Here is a 17,442-nt window from a genome sequence, read left to right as displayed (position 1 = left end):
CTACGAGGCCAGCACCGCGAAGGGGAGCTGCGGGCCCGGTAGCGCCCTGATCCGGCCATTGATCAGGCGGGCGGCGGCTCGGCTAAGCCGCGCTCCCAAAAGCGTGCGGCCGCCGCTATCGAAGCGATCTCGCCCGCCCGGGGGCCGAGCGAGCGGGCGACGTCGCGCTTGAGCGCGTGCAGCTCCAACACGGCGGCGCGAGGATTGCCCGCCCGCCCCAGGGCCTCAGCCAGTTGGCCCCGGCCCCGCAGCAGGTCGGGATGGTCCTCGGCCAGGGTGCGGCGCATCACCTCGAGCACCGCACGAAACTCGTGCACCGCGGCCTGCGCCCTGCCCGCCTCGAGTAGCGCCAGCGCCAGGTTCATGCGGGTGTCGAGCGTGTCGGGATCGGTCACACCGAGCAGTTCGGCACGCTCAGCGGCCAGCTGCGCAAACTGTTCGACGGCTGCATCCGGATCCCCGCTGTCGAGCAGCATCACCGCGAGGTTGCTGCGGGTCGTGAGCACTTGGGGGTCGGCGGCACCAAGCACCTTGTCTTGGTCTTCGAGCAGCATGCGGGCCTGCTCCACGGCGGCGAAGGGTTGGCCGCTCTGGCTGAGAAATGCGGCGAGCGCGCCGCGCACCAGAAAGGTACCCGGGTGGGATTCGCCGTACACCTCGAGGTAGAGCGGGATCAGGGCGCGTAGCTCGGCGACCGCCTGATCGTATTGGCCCGAGACGCCCAGTGCCTCGGCAAGCCCGCCCCGCGCCTCCAGCGTCTCTGGTGAGAGTGGCCCCACCATGGCTGAGAGGTCGGCAATGACCGTTTGAAACTGGCCGATCGCCTCTTCAGCGATTCCCACCTCACTCAATTGGCGGGCCAGGTCGCGGCGCACCGAAAGGGTCGCGATGTGGTGGGTGCCCGCGAGTCGCTCCATATCGGCGAGCAGGGTGCGCAGCTCCTCGATGGCGTCACCGGCTCGACCCGACTCCCCCATCCACTCGGCGATAACGAGCTGCATAGCCCCTACGGGGGCGACCTGGTGTTGGGAGGCGGCTTTGCCGGGGAGGCGGTGATCGCGCAGGTACTCGGCCGGGTAGTTTTCGCCCAACACCTGACGCAGCAGTGCCCGGGCTCGTCTGCCGTGAGAGATCGCCTCGGTGTAGTCGTTTCGAGCGGCCGCATCGCACGCCATGCGCCAGTGCGCGGCGGCGAGCGCCTCGGTCGGCGGGGGCGCGGCCGTCGCAGCCATGTGCGGGCCGGGCACGGGGGCGGGCGCCCTCGACAGCGCGATATACCACCGCGCGAGGATGGAAGCCGTCTCGGTCGCCGGAAGCGTGTATTCGTCGTGGGTGGCATCGATCCATCGCTCGATGTGGCGCCGCACGATCGCTCGGAGTGCGGTTTGCCCCTCTGGGGCTCGCACTGCGGCGCGTGCAACATCGGCGAGGAGACCCTCGCGAAAGTACAGTACGCCGCCGTCTTCGCGGCACCAACCGGCCGGTTCCACGGCCGCCGCGAACGCCTCCTGCAGCCGCTCGGGGGTTGCCGCAACGCCCAGGAACTCGGCAAACGCGGCGGCCATCACCTCAGGCACGACGTGCACGAGCCCGTCAGCGGCGAGCCCATCGACCGCGACCGGCGCGGCCGAGCGCCGACTCGCTGCGTGCGACCTGGCCGCGAGCGGATTCGCGACCACCGCGCACGAGAGCACCGCCCGCACCACCTCGGGCAGCCCGTCCCACTGCGCGGCCAACACCTGAGCGGCATCGGCGGGCAGGCTCAGCTCACGCAGCTCCAGGGCGCCGCCGTGTAGCTGGATGTGGCGGTGCACGGCGTCCGAGGTGAGCCACAGTTTGAGCGAGAGCGGGCCGCCCAGCCGCGCAACCGTTCGCATCGCCGTCGCGTCATCGGTCCGAGGCGCGGCCTCTCGCAGCATCGAGATCAGGTCTGCGGCGGGCAGCTGCACCACGTCAATGCACTCGACGAGGTCACGCAACCTCGCCATCCACCGTACAAACTCGGGGTGCTGCGGCGCACCGGCCTCGACTGTTCCGATGATAAGGAGCGGCCGATCCGGATCTGGCATGCTCGCCTCCTCGACCAGCGCCGCAAGCTCCGCCCCCATGAGATGCGCGTCCTCAATCACGATCACGCCGGGCAGGCGCGGGTGGCTGAGCGAGCGCAGGGCGCGCCCCAGCGCGATGCCCTCGCTGGGCACCTCGCCCGGGAGGTTGCGCACTGCGCCCCCGGCCGCTTCGTTCCGTGCGCGCGCCAGGGCCTCCGCGTGAGCCTGCCACTGCGATCGCACCTCGGCGGCGAGGCTGTGGGCCACGCCGGCGTTGAGGCGTTGGCCGTCGAATGCCCACCACCCAAACCCGGGCTGGGCATCGGTCGGCCCCACAAATCCCCTGCCCGGCGGCGCAATCTCCTCGCGGGCCAAGATCGGGCTTGCAGCGCCGGATCGCGCATCGCCCGCACGCTCGGGCCAGTACTGCGGGGCCCCGTTCTGTAGCTCATCGTGCTGCGCCCGCAGCCGCGCGAACAGCTCCCGAATGATCCGGGTCTTGCCCTCACCCGCGGCAGCATTCAGCAACACCACGCGGGACGCCGCAAGATCGCCGCGCTGCAGCGCGCGCAGTCGCGAGGCCAACTCCTCGACGATGCGCCTGTGCCCGCCCAGCAAGATGTCTGCCATAAGGCTCACACTACCGCGCCATAAACACACCGGGGCTCCCGGAATCTTGAGATTCTGGGAGCCCCGGTGCCGCTTCTCACGGCCGCTGTTAGCGGTGGTTGCTAGCGGTAGTTCACAAACTGCAGCGCGGTGTCGACGTCAGCACCCTTGAGCAAGGCCATCGTGGCCTGCAGGTCGTCGCGGCTCTTCGAGCTGACGCGAAGTTCGTCGCCCTGGATCTGGCTCTTGACGCTCTTGGGGCCTTCGTCGCGGATCAGCTTGTTGAGCTTCTTCGCGGTCGCCTGGTCGATGCCCTCCTTGAGCTTCGACTCGATGCGGGTCTCCTTGCCGCTGGGGTACGGCTCCCCCGAGTCGAGCACCTTGAGCGACATGCCGCGCTTGATGAACTTCGACTGCAGCACGTCGAGGACCGCGAGTGCGCGCTCCTCGGTGTTCGCCTTGATCATGATCGTCTCGCCCGAGAGCGACACGTCGGCGCCCACGTCCTTGAAGTCGTAGCGCTGTTCGACCTCCTTGCGGGCCTGGTTCACCGCGTTTTCGACCTCCATAGAGTCGACCTTGCTCACAACATCAAATGAAGAATCAGCCATACCTCTAAGCGTAGACGAAACGAGGCAGGCATGCCCGGGTTGGCAGGCATGCGAGGCTAGTGTGGGCCGGCGGCCGAGTGCTGCAGGCGGGCAGTGTTGATCTTCCGTGTGAGCCGGGCGAGAAACGGCCTCAGGTTTCGCAGGTCGTGTGAGGTCAATACGAGCACCTCCCAGCCAGCGTCACGCATGCGTTCGCGGCGCTCGTTGTTGAACTTGGCCTGCTCTGCACCGTTCTCAAAGTGATACGCACCGTCGTACTCGATCGCGATGCGCCACTGCGGGTAGCCGAGATCCGCGTGCAGTCGTCGCCCGGGCGTCTGTACCGGGCAGTTCGTCAGCGGTTCAGGGAGCCCTGCGCGAATGGCCTCCAGTCTCACCTTCGTCTCGGGCGGCGAGGCAACACCGCCTCTGACTTGCGGCAGCGCCTCGCGCAACCGGCCGACTCCCCGACACCCCGTGAACCGGTCGACTGCGTCTACGAGTTGGTCGAACGTGCACCCGGGGGTCTGCTTCTTTCGCACCTGCGAGATGAGGTGATCCGCCGCAATGACGAGGTCTTCGACCCCAACGACCGCGCCCATGAGCGCCCATACATCAGCGGGTTCAGGCAACCAATTGGGCGCGGCGGGCACCGAGTTCAGCACACCTGGGAGCACCTGATGCGCAATGACGCCTCGACGATCCGGTGGGCGACGCGGCCGAACTGCTCCGACCTCGAACTGAATTGGAACACTCGGGCCCTCCGGCGCCCAAGGTATCGGGATCTCTAGAAGCTTGGCAGCGCTGCGGCGAGACACGAACTGGCCCGGGGTGAGCACCAGTTGCAGCCCGGCCGCGCGCGCCTTCCACGTGGTGCCGTCAATGTTCGGGCTGGCCCGTGTGCCCCGCATAGGCACGTCAAGATCGCTGCAGTAACGACGCCAGCGTTTCACCCCGGCGTCTCGCAGCTCGCTCACTCGCACCACTTCGGCGGTGAGCCCGGGGGCGTTGATGGGAGAAAGTGGCCTCATGCATCCTGACGCTAGGGTGCATTCGACTCGACAAACGGCAATCCACAGGCTCACCTCTCCACTGCCCATTTTTGGCTAGTTACTGCGCCCTGTGGACGACCTGCAGGTCTCCCGTCACCCCATATGCCCCGTTCGCCCAAAATATGCGGGGGAACTTCCGTCTATGAGTGACCAGTAGACGGAAATAGTCGCGCAGATTTTGGGTGACCCGCATTACAGACGGGAAGGGTTGGGCGGTGAACGCAACACAGCGCAACGTTGCACTATAGGTGTCATAACGAAAGCGAATATGTGCGTATACTCGATACGGCCCATTTCGCGGCTCGCGCCCCCCCTCAGCCCGAGCCGCTCATCAACGAGAAGGAAACCCCGTGCCACTCGCCGAGACCCCCACCGCCACAGCGGCAACGCCGCACCCGGCACCCCAGCCCAAGCGCCGCCTGCCCGCATGGACCACCTCCTTCGGGTGGCAGATCCTCGCCGGCCTCGTGCTCGGCCTCGTGCTCGGCGGGGTCGCCATGACTCTCGGGCCAGATGGCGAAGGCAACAAGAACGGCCTCCACGCCACGCTCGCCGCGATCGGCGGCAGCTACGTTTCACTGCTCAAGGCAGCCGTCGTTCCGCTGATCTTCACCGCTATCGTGTCGAGCATCGTCGGCCTGCGCAGGGTGACCAATGCCGCCCGCCTCGCCGGCCAGACCCTGCTGTGGTTCGCCATCACCGCGCTCATCGCGGTGACCGTCGGCATCGTGCTCGGCCTGGTGCTCAAGCCCGGCGCCGCCGCCTCGCAGTCCGAGCTGGCGACGGGCGACCCCTACACGGTCGGCACCTGGTGGAACTTTCTCATCGGCCTCGTGCCATCGAACTTTCTGGGCCTCGGCATCGGCGGCAGCGTCGACGCCGACACCGGCGCGCTTGCCGCCTCGGCAAACTTCAACGTCCTGCAGGTGATCGTGATCTCGGTCGCGGTCGGTATCGCCGCGCTCAAGATCGGCGAAAAGGCCGAACCGTTTGTGAAACTCACCGAGTCGGCACTCGCGATCATCCAGAAGGTGCTGTGGTGGATCATTCGCATCGCCCCCATCGGCACCCTCGGCCTCATCGGCAACGCCGTCGCCGAGTACGGCTGGAACAAGATGGGATCGCTCACCTGGTTTGTCGCTACCCTCTACCTGGGTCTGGCAGTCGTGCTCTTCGTCGTCTATCCCGCCCTCATCAAGGCCCAGGGCCTCTCCATCAAGCAGTACTTCTCGGGCGTCTGGCCTGCGGTGCAGCTCGGATTCGTGAGCCGTTCATCGATCGGCACCATGCCGCTCACCGAGCGCGTTACTGAACGCAACCTCGGGGTTCCCCGCGGATACGCCTCGTTCGCGGTGCCCCTGGGCGCGACAACCAAAATGGACGGTTGCGCCGCGGTGTACCCCGCCGTCGCCGCGATCTTCATCGCTCAGTTCTTCAACATCGAACTCACGATCGTGCAGTACCTGCTGATCGTGCTCGTGTCGGTCGTGGGCTCGGCGGCCACCGCGGGCACCACCGGCGCGACCGTCATGCTCACGCTCACCCTCTCGACGCTGGGCCTGCCGCTGGAGGGTGTTGGCCTGCTGCTCGCCGTCGACCCGATCGTCGACATGGGCCGCACCGCGGTCAACGTGGCTGGCCAGGCGCTCGTCCCCACACTCGTCGCCAAGCGCGAGGGCATTCTCGACGAGTCGCTCTACAACGCGCCCCGCCGCGGCCTCGCCTTCGACAACACCGATGTTGAGGACACCGCTGTGGAAGGTGCCGCGCACACGGCCGATCCGGCGCAGGTTCCGGATCCGGCACCGCGTTAAGCCCCCGGGCCCCTCATGAGCGGGCGGCGAGTGCGCCGCGAGCAGCCACGCTCGCGGCGCACTCGCCGCCAGTCGGCATTATGACGCCGCGTGACACGCACCCCAGTGCACACTCACACAATGGTTCACTGAAATTTATGGAATCCAGAAGCAAGATTTCCTAAGCCCGGTCGACGCCGCACAGTAGACTCAGAACCAATTACAGCCGCCAGTCGCCTTAGATGCTCGCCATCGAGGTCGGTTCTTGGAGAAATCAATGAAGATTCGTCATGCATTCATCGCAGTTGCCGCCGCTTCAGCCCTGGGCCTCACGGCCTGCAGCGGAGGTGGCGGGGCAGCTGCACCCTCGAGCCCCGTCGAGTTGAAGGACAGCGGCAAGGAGATCGACTCTGTCACCGTCGCGTTCCCCGGGTCCCTCGCCAACCTGTACATCGGGCAAGAGTCAGGCATCCTGAACTACTACCTCGCCGGCAACATGCAGGAAGGCCTCGTCGCCATCGACGCCGACGGCAAGTTCGTGCCAGCCCTGGCAACCGAATGGACCACGCCCGACGACTCCACCTATGTGTTCACGCTGCGCGACGACGCCAAGTTTCAAAATGGCGACCCGGTCACTGCAGATGACGTCGTGTTTAGCGTGCAGCAAGCCGCAGATGCCGAGGTCTCACCCGGCACATCGTTCTATCTAACGAACATCAAGTCGGTCGCGAAGACCGGCGACCACGAGGTCACCTTCACGCTCAACAAGCCCGACGCAGCATTCCTCACCACCATCGCCAATGTGGGTGCACTCGTGGTCACCCAGCAAAAGTTCTGGGAGGAGTATGCCGGCAAGGTGGGCACCAGCGAATCGCTACTCCTCGGCTCGGGGCCCTACCAACCCACCGAGTTCGTCCCCGATTCGCACGTCACGCTCGATCGCGTCGACACCTGGTGGGGCGACCAGCCCAAGGTCAAGCAGATTCGCGTCGACTTCATTCCCGACGAAAACACCCGGCTGCTCGCCGCGCAGAAGGGCGACATCGACGTTGCATTCAATGTTCCACTGAAGCAGGCCGAGCAGTGGAGCAAGATCAAGGACGGCCGCGTCGAGGCCACCAACGATCTGTCATATGTTGGGTTGCTCTTCGACAACACCGTCGAGCCGTTCGACGACCCCAACGTGCGCGCCGCGATCGCCAGCGCGGTCGACCGCGAGGCGATCGTCGAAAAGCTGCTGCGCGGCTACGGCGAGGTGGCCACCGCGATCATGACGCCCGAGTCGCTGAGCCAGGCCTACGACCCCGAGCAGGCACGCGAGCAGTTGGACACCATCCCTCAGCATGATTTCGACCTCAAGGCCGCCGAGAAACTGCTCGCCGACTCCGCGGGCGCCGGTGGATTCAAAGCCGAGCTCACCTACCCCAACACGGGGCCCCAGCTGGGCACAGCAGCGCAGTCGATCGCAGAAAACCTGAAGCCGCTCGGCATCGATATCACGGTGCGAGAGGTGCCCATCGAGGAGTGGCTCGCATCCCTCGGTGACGGCGAACACGGCCTGGGCTTCATGTGGTATTTCTCGACGACGGGCGACCCGGCCGAGGTGAACAGCTACCTCCTGGGTGCCGGCAACGACAGCAGCATCGAGGACGCCGAGGCACAGAGCCTCATCGATGCGGCAAGCGCCGAGTCCGATCCCCAGAAGCGCATCGACATCTTGCTCGAACTCGAGCAGCTCAACGCCGAAAACACCTACGCCGCGCCGTTGTGGTGGGGACAGTCCCTCACCTACTTCGACAACAGCATCGGCGTGCACGAGTTCACGCCGTTCACGTTCCTCGGGTCCTGGGGCGCCCAACTGTTCTCCGCAGAGCCCGCGGGCGCAGCAGAGTAACGACGCCCATTGGCCACCATCGAGTCACTCGACGCGGCCCCCGCCCCGACAGTCCGGGGCGGGGGCCGCGCGCAACGCGCCCTCACACGCACGATCCTGCTTCGCATCGTGGGCGTGCTCGTGATCCTGCTCGTCATCTCGTTTCTCACGTTTTCACTCGTCTACCTCACCCCGGGTGACATCGTGAAAAACCTGCTGGGCAATCGCCCCTCGTCGCCCGACGCCATTGCCGCGATCCGGGCGCAGTACCATCTCGACGACCCCTTCCTGGTGCGCTATTTCGACTGGCTGTGGGGCGCAATCCGGGGCGACTTTGGCTATTCGATTCGCATGCAGCAGCCCGTCACCACGGTGATCGGTGCCCGCATCGGCAGCACGTTGGCCCTCGTCGTGCTCTCGTTCTTGGTCGCGGTCATCACGTCGATTCCGCTCGGAATCATCAGTGCTGCACGCGAGGGCCGGCCCACCGACCGCCTCGCGAGCGTGGTCTCACTCATCGGGCTCTCCGCGCCGTCGTTCGCCCTCGCAATCTTGCTGCTGTACGTGTTCTCGATGCTCATTCCGTTGTTTCCCGCGTACGGCGGTGGCAGCGGTGGCCTCGACACCCTGTGGCATCTGACGCTGCCAGCCGTCGCGCTCGCAGCTGGCATCGGCGCGATCCTCATGCGCATGACCCGCGCCGCAGTGCTGCGCGAGCTGCAGAGTGACGCCATCACGTTCGCCCGCGCCCGCGGGCTCTCAGAGCGCGAGGTGCGCACGATCGCGTTGCGCGCCGCGGCCATTCCGATTGTCACCAGTGCCGGTCTCATCCTCACCTTCATCGTCGGAGGCACGATCATCGTCGAAACGGTGTTCGCACTACCCGGCATCGGTTCGCTGCTTGAGGAAGCCGTACTGTTCAAGGACTTCCCGGTGGTGCAGGCGCTGACCCTGCTGGTGGCAGCCGCCATCGCGGTGATCACGATTCTCGTGGACCTGAGCTACCTCCTGCTTGACCCGCGGGTGCGCGCGAAGGAGCTGAACCGATGACCACCGTTCCCCTACGCCCCAAGACGCGCACCGTTACCCTCAAGCGGTCGCACCCAAACTGGGCCGTGCGCATCTCGACTGCGCTGCTCATCCTTGTCGTGTTGGCTGCGCTCGCCTCCCCGTTTTTGACCGAGGCGGCGAGCGCCCAGAGCATCCTTGATGCGCTGGCCCCTCCCGGCACTCCCGGCCACCCACTAGGCACTGACGAGCTGGGCCGCGATATCTTGCTGCTCACGATTGCGGGCACCGGATCGGCCGTCGTTGGCCCGACCGTTATCGCTGCCGGCTCCATGATTCTTGCCGTGATCTTCGGCACGCTTGCCGGCTACCGGGGTGGCATTACTGACACGGTGATCGGCCGGATTGTGGATGTACTGCTCTCGCTCCCCGTGATGCTGCTCGCGATCGTCGTCGCCGGGCTCTTCGGGGCGGGCTACTGGGTGACGGTCATCATGCTCGTGATTCTCTTTTGCCCGTCTGACATTCGCATCGTGCGTGCCGGCGTCGCTGAGCAGGCTCCCCGACCCTACGTGGAGGCGGCCCAGATGCTGTCATTGTCGTCGTCGCGCATCATGTTTCGGCACATCGTGCCCAACGTGTGGCCCCTCATTCTCACGAACTTCATGCTCAACCTCGGTATTGCGCTCGTGACCCTGTCTTCGCTGTCATTTCTCGGTATCGGCGTGGCGCCCGGCACCCCCGACTGGGGGCGGCAGATCGCTGACGGGCGCAGCGTGATGGGCGATAATCCCGCGATGCTGCTCATTCCCGCGCTCTTGATCGTGGGGGCCACCATGGCCATCAACCTACTCGGCGATCATCTTGGCGAACGCCTGCGTGAACGGGGGCTCCAATGAGCACGACCACCGGCCTTGAGGTGCACGGCCTCGCTGTCGAAGGGCCTGCGGGCACCATCGTCGAGCCCATCAGTTTCTCGGTACCTGCGGGGCACACGCTCGCGGTCATTGGCGAATCCGGATCTGGCAAGACCATGACCGCCCGGGCCCTCACCGGCTTACTCCCCCGGGGCACCGCTGCGCGCGGGATCGCCACTATTGACGGCGAACGCTTCAACCTCGCGAGCACGAGCGACTCCGAGTGGGCTCGCGTGCGAGGGCGGCGCGCAGTGCTGCTCCTGCAGGACCCGTTTACGAGCTTGAGCCCCGTGATCCGGTGCGGCGACCAAATCGCAGCGACTATTCGCGCCCGCGCCCGTCAGGCGGGGGCGTCGACTCCCGCACGAGCCGCGCTACAACGCGAGGTGACGCAACGCCTTGACGAAGTGCGTCTTCCCGCGGCGGTCGCACGCAAATATCCGTCTGAACTCTCGGGCGGCATGCGGCAGCGTGTCGCGATCGCGGCGGCGCTTGCCGCGGAGCCGCGTCTGTTGATCGCCGACGAGCCCACGACCGCCCTCGACGCGAGCACCCAGGGAGATGTGCTCGACCTCCTGGGCGAGCTGCAGCGTCGTCACCAGATGAGTCTGATGCTCATTAGTCATGACCTGGGGGTGGTGGCTGGGCGCGCAGACCAGCTGCTGGTGATGCGACACGGCGTCGTGGTCGAAGCGGGTGCTGCGGCGGCCGTGCTTGGCGCCCCCCAGCACGATTACACGCGGGCGCTGCTCGATGCGAACCCGACGATCGGCGACGCCCCGCCTGTGGCCGCCGCGCCGGGCCAGGTTGTGCTTGAAGCGACGGGTCTCTCCAAGAGTTTTGGCGCGACGCAGGCACTGCACGACGCCTCGGTGACCGTTGCAGCGGGCGAGATTGTCGCGCTCGTCGGCGAATCCGGATCGGGCAAATCCACGTTCGCCCGCTGCATCGCAGGCCTCGACCGCCCCGACACCGGCTCGGTACAGCTCGGGGGGCGCTTGCTCTCGAGCGGCCGTGCGGGGCGCAAGCCCGGCGAGATGCAGATCGTCTTCCAAGACCCCTACTCGACCCTGAACCCGACGTTCACCGTCGAGCAGGCGCTCGCGGAGGCGCTGCACAGCGCGGGCCGCACCGCCAGCGAGGTCCCCGACCTGCTGCGGCTCGTCGAGCTCGACCCCGAGTTCGCGGGGCGGCGCCCTGCACAACTGTCGGGCGGGCAGCGGCAGCGCGTCGCGATCGCCCGTGCGCTCGCCCCCAACCCGCAGTTATTGATCTGCGACGAGAGCGTCTCTGCCCTCGACGTTTCGGTGCAGGCGCAGATCCTTGATCTGCTCACCCGGCTACGCGACGAACTGCAGCTTGCCATGCTGTTCATCACGCACGACCTGGGTGTCGTCGCGCGGTTGGCCTCCCGAGCGATCGTGTTGCAGCGAGGCGTGATCGTCGAGTCTGGAGACACGTCACAGGTGCTACGAAACCCGCAACACGACTACACCCGCATCCTCGTGCGTGCCGCCGAACGCGACAGCATGTATCGACAAGCCACCTCCCCCGAACTTCCCGCCTCGCCCCAACCGAAAGACTGACATGACCGCGCACGTATCCACTGACGTTTCTGTTCCCACGGGCTACACCGTGGATCCCGCCCGCGCTGCGCTCTGGGAAACCGCCCGTGAGTTGTGGGCGCCCCGGCACATCGCGGCTGGCAACGGCGAGGAGCGCGCGGTCGCGCTGGTCGCGGGACGCGCACACACCGCCTACCGCAAAATCGTCGACGTCCTGGCTCCCGATGCCGCAGGGTTTGCGCGCGCGGTCGCGGCGGCCGTCGCAGACCGCTCCTTCGTCGATGCAACCCACCCCGCCCCCATCCTGATTCGGTTCGAGGAGCACCCCACAATCGCCCCGCTCGACGAGACCCGCCAGGCCGCTCTTCGCGAGCTGGGGTTTGAGCGGGATCCGGATCCGGTGCCGTCCGTGCCCAGCACGCGGCCGGGCGAGCCCGCCCACGCCCGCAGCTGGTCGCTCTGGTTGGGCGACCGGCCGCAGCGCACCGTGCCGTATTACGGCCAGACGACCGATGTCACTTGCGGGGCGGTCACCGCGCTGATGATGCTGGAGCAGGAGGGCCTCACCAAGTTTGGTGACAGCGGCGACGCGAACCAGGAGCGCGAAATCGATTTTTGGCGCCGTGCCACGAACCTCCCCGCGTGCGACCCAGTTGGGCTGGCGGTGACCACCGCCCGCGAGATCTCGAGCGAGGGCCTCGCAGTTGGAGCCCCCAAGGTCTTCATGAGTGCGGCCGGGCTCGTACTCCTTGAGGATTTTCAGGACGATCCCTACGAGCTGCGGCTGCGCGAACAACTACAGCATGACTCACTGCGACAGGCCGCTGCCCTCGGGCTCGAGATTGAACGCCGCTGGATCGAGGTCGCAGAGATTCGCGACCTGGTCGCGGCTGGCAACGACGTGTTTCTGCTCATCGCGCTCGCACCGCTCATCGGCGACCCCGCCCCGCACTGGGTGCTCGCGCACGACGTCATCGATGACGCACTCATCGTGTCGGATCCGTGGGTCGAGGCGGCGCACGGGGAGAGCTGGGTCGACACCAGTTGCCTGCCGATCCCGCTCGCCGGAATCGACCTCATTATGCGTTGGGGCGACCCCGAATACCGCGGCGCCATCGTGGTGCCCCGGTAAATCGTTGGGCCGGTGTTGATCCGGATCGAAAATGCGGGGGTTTGTCTGCTTCTGAATCGTTCAGAAGCAGACAAACCCCCGCATTTTTGACCCAAGGGCCGACTCGTGCCGCGCTATCGCACCGATGCGCGACGCATCGCGAACCAGGTCGCGATGAGTGAGACCAGCATGATCGCACCAGCGGCGAGGGCCAGGTCTGCCCCGGTGATCGAGGCGAAGATCTCACCAATGTTGGGGGCGACAATCAGCAACGCAATCGCCGCTGCGAGTCCCAGAGCGAGGCCGAGAATCGCTGGCCCCTTCGACCCAAAGCGCACCCAGATGGCGCCGAATACGCCACCGATCGTCAGGCAGCCGAGCACTCCCAGGAATCCTGTCACGAGCAGGATCCACGGATTGCCCGCGCCCATCACGTACGTGTCGAGCACGTACGAGTTTGTGAACCAGTGCCCGGTGGCCAGTTCGAGTCCCAGCAGCGCAAGCAGCAGCAGCGCGACATAGGCCGCCTGCAGTGCGTTTGCGAGGAACGTGCCGAGGATGAAGTTGCGGCGTGTGGTGCCGAGCGCGAGCGCAAACGGGTAGGTCGTCGAAACCGCCTGCACACCGTAGTAGATGAGGAAGCCGGGCAGCGACCAGGCGATTGCCGGGTTGTTGCGCGCACCCTCAACATAGTCGGCCTGATCGGGAGTGACGCCGGCGCGCTGGAGCGCGAGGCTAATGATGATCGACGCGAGCATGACGATCGCGAGGATGAAGACTGGGGTCAGGGCGAAGCCGCTGAGTTTAACCAGCTGCAGCTTCGTCACCTTGAGTGTGCGGTTCATGCTGCGCTCCGTTCCTTGCGGCCGCGAGTGCTCGCGGGGTGATCTGTGGGGGATGCTGGGTCTGATCCGGATCCGGCGGCGCCGGCTGCACCCGTATCGACGAAGCCGTAGGCGGCGACGAGTTCCTGCAGCGACACCGCGCTGAGGTCGAGGTTTTGGCTTGCGGCAGCGCCACGGTCCTCGGCGGGGAGGCTGCCCTCGACGACCGCGGTGGCGAGGCCGCCGATGCTGCGCCGTGAAAGCACCTGTCGGCCAGCGACAAAGTTCTCGAGCGCCTCGGCGCGGCCCGAAACCTGGAACGCGCTGGCACGCAGGTCGTCGACATCGTCGTGCTTGACGACCCGCCCCTGGTCGAGCACGATGACGCGTTCGAGCAGGCGGTCCATCTCGTCGATGAGGTGCGTGGAGAGCACGATCGTGCGGGGGTGTTCGGCGTAATCGCGCAGCAGCTCATCGTAGAAGATGGTGCGGGCGGTGGCGTCGAGGCCCAGGTAGGGCTCGTCGAAGAAGGTGATGGGGGCGCGGGCCGCGAGCCCGATCACGATGCCGAGCGCTGAGAGCTGGCCGCGCGAAAACTTCTTCACGATGCTCTTGGCAGGAATGCGGAACAGCTCGATGAGCCGGTCGGCGAGCGGCTGCGACCAGCCGGGGTAGGCGATGCGGGCCGCGCGAATCGCGTGCCGCAGCTTGTAGTCGTCGGGGTAGCGCTGGTTGTCACGCACGAAGCACATGCGCTCGCAGATCTCGGCGTTCTCAAACGGCTCGTGTCCGTCGACGCGGAGGACGCCGGAGCTCGGCTGATCCTGCGCCGTGATGAGCGACATGAGGGTGGTCTTGCCCGCTCCGTTGCGGCCCAGCAGCCCGGTGATGACGTTCTCGTGAATGTCGAGCGTCACATCGTCGAGCGCCGTGGCGCCGCGGTACCGGCGGGTGAGCCCCCGAGTTTCAATGGCTATAGCGGTCATTTCGCCGCCTCCTTTGCGGTGAGGTCCTGCGGTTCAGTGTCTGTGGGGGTCGCGGCGGTGCTGCCGCGCGGCTGCTCACGCTCGGCGTGCAGCACGGGGATCTCGGGATCCGCGGTGCTCCAGGCACCCGCGTTCTCAATGAGCCGGATCACGTCTCGTTGAGCCAGCCCGAGATTGCGCGCCTCGGCGACGAGTGGCTCAACGTAGCTGGCGACGAAGTCGCCCTGGCGCTGCGACCCGATGAGGGCCTTTGCGCCGGCCGACACGAACATGCCGATACCGCGGCGCTTGTAGAGCACTCCAGCGTCGACGAGGCGGTTGAGCGCCTTGCCGGCCGTGGCGGGGTTGATGCGCAAGAATGCGGCGAGTTCGTTGGTGGAGGGCACTTGGGCCTCCTCAGCGTAGACGCCGCGCAGCACGTCGTCTTCGATCTGCTCGGCCAGCTGCATAAAGATGGGGCGGGCGTCGTCGAACATGAGCCACCTCCCTTCGCGGTTCTCGGAGTAGCTGCCGTAGGCGACCGCCACTCCGTTGGTTAGTTACTTCACTAATGAACCTAGGAGGTGCGGGTTTCGCTGTCAACCCCTTGGCGAAAGTTTTTGCCGGTATCCCCACAATCCACGCGGATAGGCTGGCTCACAGTCAACGAAAGGACGGGACATGGGAGTCAGCCGCGTGCGCGAGCACCTCACCGAGCAGGGTTGGTCGGGCGAGATTTTGGAGTTCACCGAGTCGAGCGCGACCGTTGAACTCGCGGCCGAGAAGGTCGGCACCGCCCCCGCGCGCATCGCCAAGACGCTCGGCTTTTACGACCCCGAGACGCCCGAACGCGCGGTGCTTGTCGTGGCCGCCGGCGACGCGAAGGTCAACGGAGGCATGTTCAAGCGGCAGTTCGGCGGCAAGCCCCGCATGTTGCGCAGCGAGGACGTCGCACCGCTCACCGGTTACCCCGCGGGTGGGGTGTGCCCGTTCGCGAACCCCGGCGAGGCACGCGTGTACCTCGACGAGTCGCTGCGCCGCTTCACCACCGTCTTCCCTGCCGCGGGCACCGCCGCCTCAGCCGTCGAGATCAATATCGATGCGCTTCAGGCGCTCAGCGGCGCCGTCACTTGGGTCGATGTCACGACCGGCTGGCGCGAGGCGGCTCCGGCAGAAGCCTAAGCTCCATCGCGCGCATCACCGCGCGGGTGCGGTCGTTCACCCCCAGCTTCTCGAACACGTGCAGCAGGTGGGTCTTCACCGTCGACTCTCCGATGAACAGCCGGGCCGCGATGGCCGGGTTGCTGAGCCCCTCGGCCACAAGCCCGAGAATCTCGGTTTCTCGCGGCGTCAGCTTGGGGGCGGCCTGGGGGCCGGGCCCAGATCCGGATCCCAACCCCATCGCACCCGATGCTCGCGCGACGAGCTGGGCCGCGATCGAGGGCGCGAGCACCGTCTGACCGGCGGCGACCGCGCGCACCCCGGCCGCGAGCTCTTCGGCCGGGCCCGCCTTCACGAGGTAACCGCTCGCACCGGCCTCGATGGCGGCGAGGATTTGGTCGTCGTCCTCGTAGGTGGTGAACACGAGCACGCGGGGCGCTCCGGTGCCGGTGGCCACAATGCGCCGCGTCGCCTCGACTCCGCCCACGCCGGGCATGCGCAGGTCCATGAGCACCACGTGGGGCCGCACCGACTCGAGGAGCTCCAGCGCCGCCTCCCCCGAGGCGGCCTCGGCGACGACCTCGAAGTCCGGTTCGGTTTCGAGCAGCCCGGTCACGCCCGAACGCACTATGGGGTGATCGTCGACGACCATGATCCGGATCATGCCGCGCCCCCTCCGCTGCCCGGGAGCCGGACCTGAAGCAGCGCGCCGCCGCGCTGCCCGGGCCCGAACTGCACCTCGCCGCCCACCGCGCGCACTCGTTCGGCGAGGCCGCTGAGGCCGAAGCCATCTGCATGGGCGAGGTCGCCTGGCCCCACTCCGTCATCCGCAATGCTCAAGTGAGCGCCCCCGTTCGGTTCGTTACTCAGAGTCACGTCAACCCGGGTGGCGCGCGCGTGCTTGCGGGCGTTCGCGAGCCCCTCTTGGGCCGCGCGCAGCAGCACGACCTGCGCCTCGCGGTCGAGCGCGACGGGCTCGATGACGCAGTCGATCGCGAGCCCGGTGTCGGCGCGCATGCGCGAAGCCACCCGTGCAATTGCGGCCTCGAGCCCGCCATCGCCGAGCGGCTGCGTCGTCGCGACGAGTGCCCGCGCCTCCGCCACGGCCTCGCGCGCCGCCGATTCGACCCGTTCGAGGCGGTCGCGAGCCCGCCCCTGGTCGCCCGCGTCGAAGGCTCGGGTGGCCTGTTCACTCAGCATGACCAGCCCCGCGAGCGTCTGGGTGAGGGTGTCGTGCAGTTCGCGCGACAGGCGCTCACGCTCCTGGGCCGCCCCCGCCTCGGTCGACAGCGCGGCGACCTCCCGCTGCGTCCGGCGCAGCTCATCCGCGATGGCCCGGTACCGCTCGGACTGCGCGAAGATGCGGGTGATCCAGGTGCCCAGAATCACCGAGAAACCGAACGAGATCCCGGCGATCACAAGGGCCGTCCAGATCGGATCCTCGATTCCTACCCGCACATACGCAATGCCCGACCCAATGCCCACGGCGGAGGCCAGCAGCGCGCTCCAGATGATGGCATTGCGGTAGCGAACCACGATGATCCAGGTGATCGGGTGCGCAAGCGCCTGCAGGCTGGCATAGCTGGGCTCGACCGCGGTGGCCACCCCGAGCACGAGCACGAGCGAGGCGAGGTAGGCGAAGCTACGCCCAGTAGGCTGCTCGTCGCATATGCCCCGCAGCAGTGCCCCGCGACCGAGCACCACATACAGCAGCACGAACGCCGCGAGCACGCCGAGATTGAGGGCGAGCCGGCCGCCCCAGCCCTCGGCAGTGTCGGACCAGTCGAGGGCGCCCGCTCCACCCGGGATGCACAGCACGAGGGCGAGCCCCGCAATGCCCACGTCCCACCACAGCAGCGGCCTGCGGGTGAGGGGCGGGGCGTCGATCATGTGTTCACTCTCTCACGAGCCAGCGACATTAAGGCG

General features: G+C 66.9%; 15 protein-coding genes. 7 read left to right on the top strand and 8 right to left on the bottom strand.

Annotated elements, in window-relative coordinates; all coding sequences use genetic code 11:
• Positions 1–62: 62 nt before the first annotated feature.
• From C795_RS0105965 to C795_RS0105955, 3 genes are all read right to left on the bottom strand, one after another.
• Positions 63–2,678 carry a tetratricopeptide repeat protein gene (locus C795_RS0105965; protein ID WP_017792848.1) on the bottom strand — a complete coding sequence of 872 codons (2,616 nt, stop codon included), beginning with the start codon at positions 2,676–2,678 and terminating at the stop codon, positions 63–65.
• A gap of 101 nt (positions 2,679–2,779) precedes the next feature.
• Positions 2,780–3,268, bottom strand: a complete 489-nt coding sequence (locus tag C795_RS0105960) for a YajQ family cyclic di-GMP-binding protein (protein WP_017792847.1) — start codon at positions 3,266–3,268, stop codon at positions 2,780–2,782.
• A 56-nt stretch (positions 3,269–3,324) separates the two neighbouring features.
• Complete coding sequence (locus tag C795_RS0105955) at positions 3,325–4,278, bottom strand: hypothetical protein (protein ID WP_017792846.1); 954 nt, start codon at positions 4,276–4,278, stop codon at positions 3,325–3,327.
• A gap of 371 nt (positions 4,279–4,649) precedes the next feature.
• Here C795_RS0105955 and C795_RS0105950 point away from each other — a divergent pair, with 371 nt between their 5' ends.
• The 6 genes from C795_RS0105950 to C795_RS0105925 all read left to right on the top strand — a co-directional run bounded on the left by C795_RS0105950 (position 4,650) and on the right by C795_RS0105925 (position 12,587).
• Positions 4,650–6,113 carry a dicarboxylate/amino acid:cation symporter gene (locus C795_RS0105950; RefSeq protein ID WP_017792845.1) on the top strand — a complete coding sequence of 488 codons (1,464 nt, stop codon included), beginning with the start codon at positions 4,650–4,652 and terminating at the stop codon, positions 6,111–6,113.
• A 256-nt stretch (positions 6,114–6,369) separates the two neighbouring features.
• Positions 6,370–7,986: an ABC transporter substrate-binding protein gene (locus C795_RS0105945; RefSeq protein WP_017792844.1), complete on the top strand. Its 1,617-nt coding sequence runs from the start codon at positions 6,370–6,372 to the stop codon at positions 7,984–7,986.
• 9 nt (positions 7,987–7,995) lie between these two features.
• A complete protein-coding gene (locus C795_RS0105940) occupies positions 7,996–9,015 on the top strand; it encodes an ABC transporter permease (protein ID WP_017792843.1) in 1,020 nt (339 codons plus the stop codon).
• The gene (locus C795_RS0105935) at positions 9,012–9,872 is read left to right on the top strand and encodes an ABC transporter permease (RefSeq protein ID WP_017792842.1); all 861 of its coding nucleotides are present in this window, start codon (positions 9,012–9,014) and stop codon (positions 9,870–9,872) included. The genes C795_RS0105940 and C795_RS0105935 overlap by 4 nt, the downstream gene beginning before the upstream one ends.
• Positions 9,869–11,476: an ATP-binding cassette domain-containing protein gene (locus tag C795_RS0105930; protein ID WP_017792841.1), complete on the top strand. Its 1,608-nt coding sequence runs from the start codon at positions 9,869–9,871 to the stop codon at positions 11,474–11,476. The genes C795_RS0105935 and C795_RS0105930 overlap by 4 nt, the downstream gene beginning before the upstream one ends.
• Before the next feature lies 1 nt (position 11,477).
• The gene (locus C795_RS0105925; RefSeq protein WP_017792840.1) at positions 11,478–12,587 is read left to right on the top strand and encodes a peptidase C39 family protein; all 1,110 of its coding nucleotides are present in this window, start codon (positions 11,478–11,480) and stop codon (positions 12,585–12,587) included.
• 113 nt (positions 12,588–12,700) lie between these two features.
• Here C795_RS0105925 and C795_RS0105920 read toward each other — a convergent pair whose 3' ends face one another.
• Genes C795_RS0105920 through C795_RS15350 form a run of 3 tightly spaced genes read right to left on the bottom strand, consistent with a single transcriptional unit; the run spans position 12,701 to position 14,852 of the window.
• Positions 12,701–13,411, bottom strand: coding sequence for a hypothetical protein (locus C795_RS0105920; RefSeq protein ID WP_017792839.1), 711 nt, complete (start codon positions 13,409–13,411; stop codon positions 12,701–12,703).
• A complete protein-coding gene (locus tag C795_RS0105915) occupies positions 13,408–14,376 on the bottom strand; it encodes an ABC transporter ATP-binding protein (protein ID WP_017792838.1) in 969 nt (322 codons plus the stop codon). The genes C795_RS0105920 and C795_RS0105915 overlap by 4 nt, the downstream gene beginning before the upstream one ends.
• Positions 14,373–14,852 carry a GntR family transcriptional regulator gene (locus C795_RS15350; RefSeq protein WP_083879153.1) on the bottom strand — a complete coding sequence of 160 codons (480 nt, stop codon included), beginning with the start codon at positions 14,850–14,852 and terminating at the stop codon, positions 14,373–14,375. Before C795_RS15350 ends, C795_RS0105915 begins: the two co-directional genes overlap by 4 nt.
• 184 nt (positions 14,853–15,036) lie before the next feature.
• On the opposite strand from C795_RS15350, the gene C795_RS0105905 reads away from it, so the two are divergent.
• The gene (locus tag C795_RS0105905; protein WP_017792836.1) at positions 15,037–15,537 is read left to right on the top strand and encodes a YbaK/EbsC family protein; all 501 of its coding nucleotides are present in this window, start codon (positions 15,037–15,039) and stop codon (positions 15,535–15,537) included.
• Here C795_RS0105905 and C795_RS0105900 read toward each other — a convergent pair.
• Together C795_RS0105900 and C795_RS0105895 are read right to left on the bottom strand one after the other, a co-directional pair.
• Entirely contained in the window at positions 15,497–16,180 is a 684-nt protein-coding gene (locus tag C795_RS0105900) for a response regulator (protein ID WP_026139485.1), read from the bottom strand. The genes C795_RS0105905 and C795_RS0105900 overlap by 41 nt on opposite strands.
• Positions 16,177–17,406 (bottom strand): sensor histidine kinase, encoded by a 1,230-nt coding sequence (locus C795_RS0105895; RefSeq protein WP_017792834.1) that lies wholly within the window; start codon positions 17,404–17,406, stop codon positions 16,177–16,179. Before C795_RS0105895 ends, C795_RS0105900 begins: the two co-directional genes overlap by 4 nt.
• Between the last annotated feature and the right edge of the window lie 36 nt (positions 17,407–17,442).

This window comes from Leucobacter salsicius M1-8 (assembly GCF_000350525.1).
In the GTDB taxonomy this organism is placed as follows: domain Bacteria; phylum Actinomycetota; class Actinomycetes; order Actinomycetales; family Microbacteriaceae; genus Leucobacter; species Leucobacter salsicius.
The sequence above is the reverse complement of the archived record's forward strand: the minus strand, read 5'-3'. Positions and strand labels throughout refer to the sequence as shown.

What these genes read in the sequence shown, in the direction of transcription:
- C795_RS0105925 (WP_017792840.1), top strand. Translation starts at nt 11,478, where the DNA reads ATGACCGCGCACGTATCCACTGACGTTTCTGTTCCCACGGGCTACACC.
- C795_RS0105915 (WP_017792838.1), bottom strand. Translation starts at nt 14,376, where the DNA reads ATGACCGCTATAGCCATTGAAACTCGGGGGCTCACCCGCCGGTACCGC.
- C795_RS0105930 (WP_017792841.1), top strand. Translation starts at nt 9,869, where the DNA reads ATGAGCACGACCACCGGCCTTGAGGTGCACGGCCTCGCTGTCGAAGGG.
- C795_RS0105895 (WP_017792834.1), bottom strand. Translation starts at nt 17,406, where the DNA reads ATGATCGACGCCCCGCCCCTCACCCGCAGGCCGCTGCTGTGGTGGGAC.
- C795_RS0105920 (WP_017792839.1), bottom strand. Translation starts at nt 13,411, where the DNA reads ATGAACCGCACACTCAAGGTGACGAAGCTGCAGCTGGTTAAACTCAGC.
- C795_RS0105905 (WP_017792836.1), top strand. Translation starts at nt 15,037, where the DNA reads ATGGGAGTCAGCCGCGTGCGCGAGCACCTCACCGAGCAGGGTTGGTCG.
- C795_RS0105935 (WP_017792842.1), top strand. Translation starts at nt 9,012, where the DNA reads ATGACCACCGTTCCCCTACGCCCCAAGACGCGCACCGTTACCCTCAAG.
- C795_RS0105945 (WP_017792844.1), top strand. Translation starts at nt 6,370, where the DNA reads ATGAAGATTCGTCATGCATTCATCGCAGTTGCCGCCGCTTCAGCCCTG.
- C795_RS0105955 (WP_017792846.1), bottom strand. Translation starts at nt 4,278, where the DNA reads ATGAGGCCACTTTCTCCCATCAACGCCCCCGGGCTCACCGCCGAAGTG.
- C795_RS0105900 (WP_026139485.1), bottom strand. Translation starts at nt 16,180, where the DNA reads ATGATCCGGATCATGGTCGTCGACGATCACCCCATAGTGCGTTCGGGC.
- C795_RS15350 (WP_083879153.1), bottom strand. Translation starts at nt 14,852, where the DNA reads ATGTTCGACGACGCCCGCCCCATCTTTATGCAGCTGGCCGAGCAGATC.
- C795_RS0105960 (WP_017792847.1), bottom strand. Translation starts at nt 3,268, where the DNA reads ATGGCTGATTCTTCATTTGATGTTGTGAGCAAGGTCGACTCTATGGAG.
- C795_RS0105965 (WP_017792848.1), bottom strand. Translation starts at nt 2,678, where the DNA reads ATGGCAGACATCTTGCTGGGCGGGCACAGGCGCATCGTCGAGGAGTTG.